This is a genomic window from Rhodopirellula islandica (genome assembly GCF_001027925.1).
In the GTDB taxonomy this organism is placed as follows: domain Bacteria; phylum Planctomycetota; class Planctomycetia; order Pirellulales; family Pirellulaceae; genus Rhodopirellula; species Rhodopirellula islandica.
The window spans coordinates 37,198-49,344 of sequence record NZ_LECT01000030.1; the positions used below are offsets into that span (position 1 = coordinate 37,198).

Annotated in this window: 9 protein-coding genes; 5 read left to right on the forward strand and 4 right to left on the reverse strand. The window is 57.7% G+C overall.

The genetic code is table 11. From position 1 onward, the window contains the following. The first annotated feature begins 42 nt into the window (after nucleotides 1-42). The gene (locus tag RISK_RS15895; RefSeq protein ID WP_047815310.1) at nucleotides 43-564 is read left to right on the forward strand and encodes a putative molybdenum carrier protein; all 522 of its coding nucleotides are present in this window, start codon (nucleotides 43-45) and stop codon (nucleotides 562-564) included. Here the strand turns inward: RISK_RS15895 and RISK_RS15900 are convergent. Further along, on the reverse strand, nucleotides 546-2,909 hold the full coding sequence (locus tag RISK_RS15900) for a sensor domain-containing diguanylate cyclase/phosphohydrolase (protein WP_047815311.1): 2,364 nt from the start codon (nucleotides 2,907-2,909) through the stop codon (nucleotides 546-548). The two genes, RISK_RS15895 and RISK_RS15900, sit on opposite strands and share 19 nt — an antisense overlap. 388 nt (nucleotides 2,910-3,297) lie before the next feature. On the opposite strand from RISK_RS15900, the gene RISK_RS15910 reads away from it, so the two are divergent. Both RISK_RS15910 and recQ read left to right on the forward strand, forming a co-directional pair. Continuing rightward, complete coding sequence (locus RISK_RS15910) at nucleotides 3,298-3,891, forward strand: RNA polymerase sigma factor (RefSeq protein ID WP_047815313.1); 594 nt, start codon at nucleotides 3,298-3,300, stop codon at nucleotides 3,889-3,891. A gap of 87 nt (nucleotides 3,892-3,978) precedes the next feature. Further along, entirely contained in the window at nucleotides 3,979-6,216 is a 2,238-nt protein-coding gene (gene recQ / locus RISK_RS15915) for a DNA helicase RecQ (protein WP_047815314.1), read from the forward strand. Nucleotides 6,217-6,251: 35 nt separating this feature from the next. On the opposite strand, the gene RISK_RS15920 is transcribed toward recQ, so the two are convergent. Genes RISK_RS15920 through RISK_RS15930 form a run of 3 tightly spaced genes read right to left on the reverse strand, consistent with a single transcriptional unit; the run spans nucleotide 6,252 to nucleotide 9,786 of the window. After that, complete coding sequence (locus RISK_RS15920) at nucleotides 6,252-7,223, reverse strand: ABC transporter permease (RefSeq protein WP_047815315.1); 972 nt, start codon at nucleotides 7,221-7,223, stop codon at nucleotides 6,252-6,254. Beyond that, nucleotides 7,220-8,803 carry a sugar ABC transporter ATP-binding protein gene (locus RISK_RS15925; RefSeq protein ID WP_047815316.1) on the reverse strand — a complete coding sequence of 528 codons (1,584 nt, stop codon included), beginning with the start codon at nucleotides 8,801-8,803 and terminating at the stop codon, nucleotides 7,220-7,222. Before RISK_RS15925 ends, RISK_RS15920 begins: the two co-directional genes overlap by 4 nt. Then, nucleotides 8,800-9,786 carry a sugar ABC transporter substrate-binding protein gene (locus tag RISK_RS15930; RefSeq protein ID WP_083435003.1) on the reverse strand — a complete coding sequence of 329 codons (987 nt, stop codon included), beginning with the start codon at nucleotides 9,784-9,786 and terminating at the stop codon, nucleotides 8,800-8,802. The genes RISK_RS15925 and RISK_RS15930 overlap by 4 nt, the downstream gene beginning before the upstream one ends. Nucleotides 9,787-10,211: 425 nt before the next feature. Between RISK_RS15930 and RISK_RS15935 the strand changes: the two genes are divergently transcribed. After that, the gene (locus RISK_RS15935) at nucleotides 10,212-10,739 is read left to right on the forward strand and encodes a hypothetical protein (protein ID WP_236696362.1); all 528 of its coding nucleotides are present in this window, start codon (nucleotides 10,212-10,214) and stop codon (nucleotides 10,737-10,739) included. Further along, the gene (locus RISK_RS15940) at nucleotides 10,736-12,103 is read left to right on the forward strand and encodes an NTP/NDP exchange transporter (protein WP_047815318.1); all 1,368 of its coding nucleotides are present in this window, start codon (nucleotides 10,736-10,738) and stop codon (nucleotides 12,101-12,103) included. The genes RISK_RS15935 and RISK_RS15940 overlap by 4 nt, the downstream gene beginning before the upstream one ends. The last annotated feature ends 44 nt before the right edge of the window (nucleotides 12,104-12,147 follow it).

The window sequence follows — 12,147 nt, forward strand, 5'->3', positions numbered from 1 at the left end:
CTTCGCGATTCCCTGAACGAAAGGGCGTGTTATCATCGCCACATGCCGAACTCCGCCTCGCAAACGACCGACGCTTTTGTGCCCCACTGGATCATTTCCGGCGGACAAACCGGAGTCGACCGTGGTGCCTTGGACGCGGCCATTGCACTTGATTTGCCACACGGCGGATGGTGCCCGGCAGGTCGCATCGCGGAAGACGGACGTATCCCGGATCGTTATTTGTTGCAGGAACACGCCTCGCGACATTACCCCGATCGGACGGAACAGAATGTCATCGACACGGACGCGACCCTGATTTTATATCGCGACAAAATCTCCGGTGGGACGGCGCTGACGAAACGAATTTGCAAACGGGAATCGCGTCCCTGTTTGGCCGCTGATTTGGCGTCGCCCAAAACGGCCGCCCAGCGAATTCGAACCTGGCTCGACAAGACGCGTCCGACCAACCTCAACGTGGCTGGTCCACGCGAAAGCAACTCCCCGGGAATTGGCGAACAAACCCGGCAGATGCTCACTCATATTTTTCGCGGCGGAGGCGGCGACATTCAGTCGTCGCTGTTCTGAACCATCTCGGCCATCAGATAACTCTTCAGACTGCCAAGCACTTCCCGAACACATGGCTGCAGATCTCGACTCCGTCGATCCCGGTTTCGGATCGGCTGAATGGTGACTCGCATCGATGTTTGCGTCACCGTGTTGTCGTTGCGATTTCGTCTGCCGCGTCCTTCGCTCAACTGAATCAACACATGAAGCGTCATCTGGTGATCGGCCGCTCGCCGGCCTTTGCCGCCTTGCGAAACAATCCGAAGTGAGACCACACTGCCGGTGACCTGAATGATCTCCGCCCGGTGATCCGAAATGAATCCGCGGAGTTTCTCCACCGCCAAATCGATTGGCACCGGTGTGACCAAGTGGTAATCGTTGTTCTCGTCCTTCTTGCTGGACGTCAACCAACTGAACCATCCCACCCTGGAACTGGCGTCCTGGTCTTGGTGAATGCCGGTTCCGAGTTGAACCACCCGGTTGCGACCGTTTTCCTTGGCTTTCAACAGAGCCCGGTCCGACCTTGCCAAAATGGTTTCCGCGGCGTCGCCCGTTTGATATTCAGTGACCCCAAAACTGACCGTGACCGATTCCCCGTTGAGTCCGTCCAGCGGAGTGACCTCAATGGCTTGACGAATCTGTTCGGCTCGGCGGGCGGCGGTGGCATTGTCGCTGTTGATGGCCAAGAAAACGAATTCTTCGCCACCATAACGAGCCACCAAGTCTTCGTTGCGAGCGTGACTTTCGAGGATGCGAGCAAACTGCATCAATGCTTCATCGCCGGCCGGGTGACCATGCACATCGTTGACTTGCTTGAAGTGATCAATGTCGCAGATGATCAGACTAAACTTGGTGTTGTTCTTCTTGGCATCGGCAGTGGCCCGCAGCAGACGACTATCGAATTCGGCTCGATTGGCAATGCCAGTCAAAGGATCGCTGGTTGCCTTTTTGTGCAACGACTGAATCTGACTTTGCAACTTGTTCTGGTCCGACATGTCGCGAACGAGGACCAATGCTCCTCCACCATACGAATCGCGAACAGGACTGACCTGCAACAGCACATCTTGCGAGACACCGCCACGAACCAATTTCATGGTTCGCGTGACAGTGGTTTGCAATCGCAAACTATCCGCGACCGGGCAAGAGGTCGTTTCGTCCCCCGATTCATCGACGATTCCCAGTGTGTTGACATCCCAGTGGCGGCCAACCATCGCTTCACTGGCAACGCCGGTCAGGCGTGACAAAGTCTCGTTCCAATACGTGACTTGTCCTTCGCAATCCGTGAAGGCCACCCCGTCCCGAACTTGGTCGCCCAAGGCTTGGTAGAAGGGCATCGCACCGGAAGTCTCACCCTGCAACTTCGCTTCCGTTTGGACAGAAGTTTTTTCCTGAACGACCGTCTGTTCGCTCGCAGCCGTCAGACCAAGGAAATGAGGTGAATTCGCATTGAGCTTCTGCAACCATCGATCCACGACGCTGCTGTGCAACAGTTCCGGACGCCGCTCCAACATCGTTGCGAAATCACGCGTCAGCTCGGGATCGAACTGCGTGCCGCTGCCTCGAAACAATTCTTGCAGAGCTCGTTCGCGACTGAGAGCGGAACGGTAGACTTGGTCCGTTGTCATCGCATCAAAGGCGCCCGCAATGGACATCATCCGGGCTCCCAACGGCAACGCGTCTCCGCGCACATGGTCTTCCTGTCGACGTGAGTCGTACCAGACGCCGCAATACTTCACGATATTCAGCAGGCTCTGATCGGTCGTGCATCCACGCAAGATTTCACATCCCAGCTCGGCACAACAATCCATTGTCAATTGTTCTTCAATGCTGAGCTTGCCAGGCTTGCGCAAAATTCGATCGGGGATGCCGATCTTGCCGATGTCGTGCAGCAAAGCTGCCACTTCGATGCGATCACGAGCTTCATCCGCCAACCCCAAACGCTCGCACCATGCGGAACACGCCAGGGCCACACGCAAGCTGTGAGCTGCAGTGGGTGCATGCTTGGTTCGCAAGGCATAAAACAGCGATGTCGCCATGCCCAAACGAACCATGGCCAAATGATTCTCAAAAGGCCGTGTGTCCTCCACCGAATCGCCAATGTCCCCTTGAGCGATCGCGTCGGCCGCGGAAACAGGTGCCACCACACCGGGAAGCTGTCCGGTCGCTGCCTCGCCCAATCCCATCAACAGCTCGCTCAAACGCGAAGCGGAATGGGCCGCGTCGGGTGGGGCTGTTTCAGGTTGAGCGGGATCGTTGGGAGAAACATCGGAATGTGGCACATCCGCGACAGGCCGTCCTGCGGGGACGGGCACCATCGGTGGCATACTGTGGTTGGCGAGATCGCTGGGCACCATTTGGTCGTTCATAGCCGGCTATTCTGCGAGACATCTGTGTCGTGACGCAAAACCATACGTTCCATTTTGGGCTTGGTTGAAAGTCACCTCCCGAGCTGGAGCAATCGTGCGGGTTTCCGACCGCCACGATGCCGCAAACCCCGCGCAATCCGAACAACCCCATCAAAAAGCCGAAATGGGACTTCCAATCCGCCCCGTTCATGGAACTTGGCCCCCCTTTTTGGCTCCAATGGATCACAGCGAATCGGCGCCTGTTGTGCGCCTCCTATTCGCAATATTCCGCGAAAAACTTGCCACCGAACCCCCGTCCATCTAACATGGTTACGCGGCTTGTGACGGACCCTTAGCCTTCAGTCCTGAGCCCACCGGCTCCATTCATCTCATCTTCCGGACCATCACTGTGAGCCTATCCGACGTCGATCGTCAGCTTCTGCAACGTTGTCTCGACCGGGAACCCCGGGCGTGGCAGGACTTCGTCGATCGATTTGTTGGCCTGGTCGTTCATGTCGTCAATCGGACCGCGATGGGCCGTGGGTTGTCGATGGACGAATCGACTCGCGATGACATGGTGGCGGAAGTGTTCCTGGTCATCATTCGGCACGATTTTGCCGTGCTTCGCCGCTTTCGACGGCAGTGCTCGCTGGCGACGTACCTGACGATTGTTGCCCGCCGCGTTGTCGTTCGACGCCTGACTGCCAAAGCGGCGGTCACCGGCAACCGTGATCCTGCGTCGCTTTCCAACGGGCACACCAACAACGGATCCGCCAACGGTCACGCCGCCCCAACGCAGGTCAACGGCGAATTGCAGCGAATCGAAAATGCAGAAGAAGTCGAGCACCTGCTGCTCCGTCTGGACCCGCGAGAAGCCAGCGTCGTTCGGATGTATCACCTGGAAGGCAAGTCGTACCAAGAGATCAGCCAGGCAGTTGGCGTGAGCGAAAACACGATCGGCCCCATGTTGCACCGGGCGCGCGCCAAAATGGGTCGCGGCTGAGCACCCTCGATCGAGTGAACGACACTCCCGGTTGAAACTGCTAACCTGTTCGATTGTTTTCTTCGAACGATCGCAGTGAGTTCCCGGATGTCGTCGCCCTCTAAATCGACCTCAACCCTCTCCCAGTCCACCGCCCCCGACACCGAAATGGACCAAGCCCATTCGGTCCTTCGATCGGTCTGGGGGTACGATTCATTCCGGCCTCTGCAAGCCGATGCGGTTCAGGATGTCGTCCGAGGACGCGACAGCCTGGTCGTCCTGCCGACCGGCGGCGGGAAATCACTGTGCTATCAAGTCCCCGCGCTCGTGCGAGATGGCATGTCCGTGGTGGTCTCGCCGCTGATCTCTTTGATGAAGGACCAGGTCGACGCGTTGACCGCCAACGGTGTCGCAGCGGCCCTCGTCAACAGCACGCAGTCGATGGATCAAAAACGCGAAACGGCGGACCGGATCCGTCGCGGCGAAATCAAGATCCTGTACTTGGCCCCGGAGCGTTTGCTCACGCCCAAAACGCTCGCCTTTCTTCGCAGCTTACCGATCTCTTTTTTCGCCATCGATGAAGCTCACTGCGTCAGCAACTGGGGGCATGACTTTCGCCCCGAGTATCGCGGGTTGCGAATCCTCAAAGAACAGTTCCCTGCCGCATCGGTGCACGCCTTCACCGCCACCGCCTCCCAACAAGTTCGTGATGATATCACCGAACAATTGCAACTCCACGAACCGCGGGTCTTGGTTGGTAACTTCGACCGCCCCAACCTGACGTACCGGATGCTGCGCAGCGACGGCAAACTGAACCAGATTCAACAGTGCATCCAGCAACATCGCGGTGAATCAGGCGTCGTCTACTGCATCACTCGCAAAGAAGTCGAACAAACCGCCGCCGCATTGGAATCCATGGGCGTCCGGACACTGCCGTACCATGCGGGGCTGGCAGCCGAGATCCGGCAGGCAAACCAAGAAGCGTTCATCCAAGAAAAGGTCGATGTGATCGTCGCGACCGTGGCCTTTGGAATGGGAATTGACAAATCCAACGTGCGGTTTGTCATCCACGCCGGGATGCCCAAATCGATTGAACACTACCAGCAAGAAAGCGGTCGCGCCGGCCGCGATGGGCTCGCCGCTGAATGTGTTCTGATTCACAGTGGTGGCGATTTGATGTCCTGGAAACGCATCCTCGAAAATGGCGACCGCAACAACTTTCAATCCGCCATGGGTTCGGTCGAGGCGATGGCGTCGCTGTGCAACGGAGTGCAATGCAGGCACGCCTCGCTGGTGGAGTACTTTGGCCAAGAATACGATGCCGACAATTGCGATGCCTGCGACGTTTGTCTCGGGGAACTCGACGTCGTGGAGGATCCAATCACACTGGCACAAAAGATCCTGTCGTGTGTGGTCCGTTTGAAAGAACGCTATGGCGTCGCGCACACCGTGAAGGTCCTCACCGGATCAAAAGACCAAAAGGTCATCCAAGCGGGGCACGATCAGCTGAGCACCTACAACCTGCTTTCCAACGAAGGTGCCAACGCGGTTCGCACCTGGATCGAACAACTCATTTCGCAAAACCATTTGATCCGAACCGGCGAGTACCAATCCCTTCGATTGACCGAATCTGGTCGTGCGTTGCTCAAACGTGAAGGCGACGTGACGCTCACCAAGGTGAGCGCAAAAAGCTCGTCTCGCCGCCCTGCCGCCAATGCATCCTGGGAAGGCGTCGACCGTCAATTGTTCGATCACTTGCGTTCTCTCCGCAGCGAAATGGCGTCCGAACGAGGTGTCCCGGCTTACGTCATCTTCGGCGACGCGGTGCTGCGAGAATTGGCTCGCGTGCGTCCCACGTCGATCGACAAACTCACCCACATTCGAGGCATCGGCGATCGCAAACGGGAAGAATTTGGTCAACTGTTCCTGGACTCGATCGATCAATACTGCGAGAAAAACCCACTCGTCAGGGACCAATCCGACAACACGGCCCCAGCGCCGATCAACAAACCGCGAGCGAACACCGCCCCAAACGCGGCGATGGTCCAAGCCTTCCAACTTTTTCGGGACGGGCGATCCGCCTCCGAAGTTGCAGAAAAGATGGGTCGCGCCGAATCGACCGTGAGCAAGTATCTCAGCGATTTCATTCAATCCGAAAACATCACCGATCCAACGCAGTGGGTCCCCAAAGAAGAAGCCGAAGCAATCCGGGCGGCCCTTCTGGCAGCAGAGGACGAACGGCTTCGACCGGTGTTCGAAGCCTTGAATGAAGAGATGTCTTACGAAAAGATCCGCATCGTCGCCACGTGCATGAAGAACGAAATGGCTGACGATGCGGACGATTGACAATCAACTCGTTCAGCTAACTGCCTGGCAAGCAATCAACTGCCAACCGATCCGCTTTTGTCCCAGCGAGTTCGCAGTGCGTCCAACAACACCGCGACCACGATCACCACGCCGGTGATGATTTGCTTGCTGGCATCGGACACACCGACCTGAGCCAGACCGGTCTGCAAGACCTGGATGATCAAAACACCAATGAACGATCGCACCACGTTCCCGCGCCCGCCCATCAGACTGGTGCCGCCAATCACACAGGCCGCGATCGCAGCCAGCTCGATGCCGATCGCCGCATTCGGATCGGCAGTCGACAAACGGGACGTCTGAGCCAACCCGGCCAAGCCGCACATCATGCCGCTGATCGCGAAAATCCCAATGCACAGAGGAGCGGACCGAATCCCCGACATCCGGACCGCTTCCGCGTTGGTACCGATCGCGATGCAGTACCGGCCCCACACCGTTCGCGTCAAAAACAGTTGCCCCAGGATCACGGTTCCAATCGCCGCCATGAAAGCGGGCGAAACGAAGGCGCCGGGCAACGGCTGACCGAACCATTCAATTCGACTGCCGATGTAAATCGATTGGGAATCCGTGACCACCTTGGTTGCTCCTCGAGCAATCTCAAGCATCCCCAGCGTGACGATGAAGGAGGGAATCCCAAAGCCGATCGAGATTGCTCCGTTCACCCCGCCGCCAATGGATGCGACCAACACAGCCACCGGGAGAGCCGCCCAAATCGACCAGTCGTGATTCGCCATCAACACGCCCAACACCGCGGACGAAACCGCCAGCAAAGAACCGACCGACAAATCAATGCCGCCGATGATGAGCACCAGCGTCATCCCAACGACCAGAAACGTCAGGTCGGGAACTTGATTGGCAATCGACACCAACGTCGACCACTGGAAAAAATTCTTGCTGAGCAGCGAAAAGATCGCCACCAGCACCAGCAAAACCGCGACCAAACCAAGGTGCGGTGCCATCTTCCGGAAAGAATCTTGCAAACGACTCATGAGGTGGCCCCGTTGTTTTGTGGGCCAACGGGCGTGGTCACTGCGCCGAGTCGACTTGGCGTGGGACTGGATTCGTGCCCAGCAAACGACGCCTCCAGAATCGCGTCCTCGCTGAAGTCGTCTCGCTCAAACGTCGCCATGATCTTCCCGGCGGACATGACCGCGATCGCATCGCAAGTCTCAAATAGCTCTTCCAAATCACTGCTCACAATCACAATCGTTTTGCCTTGCTTGGCCAATTCCTCAAACAGCTCATAAAGTTTGCCTCGCGCCGCCACATCGATCCCGCGTGACGGTTCATCGAACAGGTACACTTCGGCCCCCCGAGTCAACCACTTGGCCACAGCCACCTTCTGCTGGTTGCCGCCGCTGAGCGTCCCAACCGCCTGTTCCAACGATTGATGCCGCGTTTCCAAAGACCGGTGAATCGACGTCGCCGCATCGACCTCTGCCTTTTCGCGAATCCATCCCTTGTCCGAAAACTTGGTGGCCAGTGCCGCGAGGGACGTGTTGGCTCGAATCGACTGCGACAACAGCAAACCGTTTTGCTTGCGGTCCTCGGTGACCATCGCGAAACCGGCTTGGACGGCTTGGCTGGGGTGGGTGAATCGCACACGTTTTCCTTCGCCCAGCGAAACGTTGCCGGACGTTGCGACCTCCGCGCCGAAGATCGCTCGCAGCAACTCGGTTCGCCCGGAACCCACCAAACCCGCGATCCCAAACCGTTCTCCGCGGCGGACCGAGAACGAAACATCGTCGACCATTCCACACGTCATTCGCTCCACCGACAATCCGATCTGGTCGGTCCGATGACTCACAAACTCGGGTCCCGATTGACTGGAAGACCTGGATTCGTTTTCCTCCGCACTCATCCATGCCACCATCTTCTCACGATTGATTCGCGAAATCGGTTCCGTGGTGACAAGACGCCCGTCGCGGAGCACGCTCACCTGATCTGACAGCTGCTGGACTTCTTCGAGTCGGTGGGAGATGTAAATGATCGCAACGCCTTGTTCACGCATCTGTTTCAGGTGCGTGAACAACTCTTCGGATTCGCTGCCCGAGAGCGCAGCGGTCGGCTCATCGAGAATCAACACGCGAGCATCGCGGGCCAGTGCCGCCGCAATCTCAATCATCTGCTGTTTCCCAACCCCCAGCTTTCCGACAATCGCGTGCGTGTCGACATCGGGCAGACCAAACTGATCCAGAATCTTGCGAGCCGATCGATGCAGTTCGCTCATGCGCAACACGCCCCATCGATTCGGCAACGACGCCAACCGGAGGTTTTCAGCAACCGACAACGTTTCAATCAAATTCAGTTCTTGCTGGACGATCTGAACCCCGCGAGCTTCGGCGTCTTGCTTGGTGCCGGGGCAATAGTCGTCGCCCAAAAGACTCATTTGCCCAGCGGACGCCGGGATCAAACCACTGATGATTTTGCAAAGGGTGCTTTTTCCAGCACCGTTGGCACCGAGCAAGGCGTGCAGATGCCCAGCTTGAAAATCGATCGAGACATCATCCAGCACGGTGACCGTGCCATAGCGTTTGGTCAGTCCGCGAACGGAGAGAGCAACGGTCATGGTTGGCTCAAGATCTCGGCGGTGATCAGATCCACCGGCGTTTCGACATCTTCGATCGACACATCCGATCCGGAGGCTTGACTTTGGATTTGTTCCAGTGCGGCTTCGATCCCAAAAACGGCCAACTGATCACCGTGTTGATCCGCCGTCGCCAGCACTTTGCCGTCTTCAATGGCTTGCCGAATCGCCGAGATATTGTCGAAGCCAACAATCTGCACTTCGCCGGCCCGGCCGGCACCTTTGACCGCAGCGATGGCTCCGAGCGCCATCGAGTCATTCGCCGCCAAAATGCCGCTGATCTCGGGATGCTCACTCAACATGGACGAGGCCACAGTGTTCGCCCGAGACATTTCCCAATCCGCGGATTGGCTGCTGACAATCTCCATGCCCGCTTCCTGCATTGCGGCTTCAAATCCCTTCAATCGCTGTTGAGCGTTGTAGGACGTGCGGATCCCTTCCAGAATCGCGACTTTGTCACCTTTGCGATTCGCGGCCAAGTGATCACCGACTTTCTTCGCCCCGGCCATGTTGTCGGGACCAACAAATGGGATGCTAACGCCTTCTTGTTTCAGCACTTCCACGTCCAAGCGGTTGTCGATGTTGACAACGATGACTCCCGCTTCGATGGCTCGTCGGAGGGCCGGCACCAAAACCTTGGAATCCGCCGGGGCGATCACAATCGCGTCCACGCCGCTGGCAACCATCTCTTCGACCAAAGCGACTTGGCGACTGACATCTCGCTCATCTTTGATCCCGTTAACGACCAAGTCGTATTGATCCGAGTTTTCGGACTGATGCGATTCGGCTCCCTTCGCCATCGTCGAGAAAAACTCATTTGCCAATGACTTCATGATCAAGGCAACTCGAGGTTTGCCGTCTCCATCCGCCTCGCTTTGTGAAGTGGAACTGGAGGAACTGCATCCCGACACAAATAGGACCAGAAGTGCGGCAAGACAGCCAACTCGATTTGCGATTTTGAACATGGTTCAAGTGGTGGTGGGTTTGAAAGAGCGGGGATGATTTCCGATGCAAATGTTGCCGAAAACGTTTGTCCAGGATCTGGCAACGCGGAGTGTCGACGGAGCCAATCGAAACGGATCGCCTCGACAACGAGCGTTCGTGCTCGGTGAAAGAGACACGGAGGGCAGGGAAGCATCAGGCGGGACGGCGGGAACTCGAATCGAACGACGCCGGTGCGATAGCATAGCGACTGCATCGAGGACGGTGGCGGTGACATCCCTCTGGTTTCGTCAGTGGCTGGGAATCTCAGTCCGAGGGAATCTCGACGTCCGGGGGGGGGCGCCAGTGGGGTTGCCCAGTTGCCGGCCGACCATGAAATTGGTCGCTCACTCATTCCATCCTGGAATCCTGTTTCGGATTCTTCCCTTCGCACGCGACCGGCCCGCACATGTTTGCTCTGGATGTCCTATCACGAATCATCCACGTTGGCACCGCGATCACCTTGGTCGGTGGTTCTGCGTTCATGCTGATGGTTTTGCTCCCGTCCGCCAAACTGATCTCCGAGGAAGCCCATCAAACGTTGGCTCAAGCCGTGACGGGGCGATGGAAACGGTTCATTCATGGCGGCATCCTGCTGTTTTTGCTCAGCGGTTTTTACAACTACATGCGAGCGATCCCGAATCACAAAGGGGACGGGCTGTACCACGGTTTGCTGGGCGCGAAGATGCTGCTCGCGTTCGCGATTTTCTTCCTCGCCTCGGCATTGGTGGGTCGCAGCGCCGCCTTCGCCGGCATTCGCGAAAACCGCTCCAAGTGGTTGAAAGTCATCGTTCTGTTCGCCGCCATCATCGTGGGCATCTCCGGTTTTGTGAAAGTTCGCGGGGTCCCCGCAACCTCGAATGAGGTTGCCACCTCTGTCCCCGTCCAAGTTGATCCGGCCGACACCCCGGAACCGCAACCGGCGACCGCTGAGTGAATCGTCTGCGAACGTGGAGGGAACAATTCTTTCGCCCGGGAGAGATCCAGCTTTTGGTTTGGTCCACGGCGTGGTTCTTCTGTTTGCTGGGCGGCTACTACCAACTGCGTCCCCTTCGCGAAGCGGAAGCGTTTGCTCGCGGCAGCGATGAGATTCCGTGGCTGTTCTTGGCGAGCTTCCTGGCAATGCTGGTCGCCTCCCCCATCTACGCCTCCGTCGCCAACCGCGGCCGCGGAATGCGGTTGGTCAGCCGTGTGTATCGATTCTTTGAACTGAACTTGCTCGTCTTTTTTTTCGCGATGCAAGCCAGTGACCCACACGTGGCCGCCTGGGTCGGGCGTTTCTATTTCGTCTGGTTGAGCGTCTTCAATCTGTTTGTGGTTTCGCTGATGTGGAGCGTTTTCACGGACTCGTATCAAAGCGATCAAGCCAAGCGTTTGTTCGGCTTCATCTCGGCGGGAGGAACCATCGGCGGAATCGCGGGGTCGGCCTTTGCATCCTGGCTCTCGCAGCAGGTGGACGTTTCCTATGTCTTGATCGCTGGCATCGTCGCCTTGGAACTGTGCCAACAATGCGGCCACTTTTATGCGAAAACGAAATCCAAGCAGGCCCGAGTGAGTGCGGACACGGACAACGGGATCCCCCAAGAAACCGCCGCCGAAACTCCAGGACTGGCCTCGATGGAAAATGCTGACTCGCCCAACGCGGGTCCAGCCCAAGCCAAGACCTCGATGTGGGTCGGCGTTCGAGCGGTTGGCAAATCACCGTATCTGTTGGGGCTGTGCGTGTTTTTATTGACGCTGCAAGCATGCGCGACCACCGTCTACTGCGAACAAGCGGATTTCATTCGCGAAGCGGGGCTGAACAAGGCTGACCGATTCGCTCTGATGTCCCAGATCAATCTCTGGGTGCTCAGCCTCACGCTCGCGATTCAATTGCTCGGCACCGCTGCCTTGCTGCGTCGTCTCGGCATGGCAATCGTCCTCGGCGTGTTCCCGATGATCTACGTGATCGGGTTCGCCGGATTGGCGTTTTGGCCCAGTCTCCACTGGATCGTCGCGTTGGTTGTCGTCCACCGAGCGGCCAGCTACTCCGTGTTCGCACCCGGAATCCAGGTCCTGTACACGGTGGTGGATCGCCGCACGCTGTATCAAGCCAAAGGTTTTCTGGACACGGCCGTGGTCCGAGGAGGCGACGTCATGTCGGCACAATTGTTCGGGCTCCTGCGTTTCAGTGGCCTGAGTTTGACGGCAATCGCCGCCGGATTCCTGCCTCTCGCGGTCCTGACCGGGTGGTTAGGGATGCGAACCGGCCGCCAGCAGGCAGAAATGCAGCGGCGCGGTCGACCGGCCGGCCATGATTGACCCGCTCGTTGGCCATTCGTAGACTTGTTCGGTTTCCACCCAGC

Coding starts and splice junctions, on each gene's coding strand:
- RISK_RS15895 (WP_047815310.1), top strand. CDS start 43: ATGCCGAACTCCGCCTCGCAAACGACCGACGCTTTTGTGCCCCACTGG.
- RISK_RS15900 (WP_047815311.1), bottom strand. CDS start 2,909: ATGAACGACCAAATGGTGCCCAGCGATCTCGCCAACCACAGTATGCCA.
- recQ (WP_047815314.1), top strand. CDS start 3,979: ATGTCGTCGCCCTCTAAATCGACCTCAACCCTCTCCCAGTCCACCGCC.
- RISK_RS15920 (WP_047815315.1), bottom strand. CDS start 7,223: ATGAGTCGTTTGCAAGATTCTTTCCGGAAGATGGCACCGCACCTTGGT.
- RISK_RS15925 (WP_047815316.1), bottom strand. CDS start 8,803: ATGACCGTTGCTCTCTCCGTTCGCGGACTGACCAAACGCTATGGCACG.
- RISK_RS15930 (WP_083435003.1), bottom strand. CDS start 9,786: ATGTTCAAAATCGCAAATCGAGTTGGCTGTCTTGCCGCACTTCTGGTC.
- RISK_RS15935 (WP_236696362.1), top strand. CDS start 10,212: ATGTTTGCTCTGGATGTCCTATCACGAATCATCCACGTTGGCACCGCG.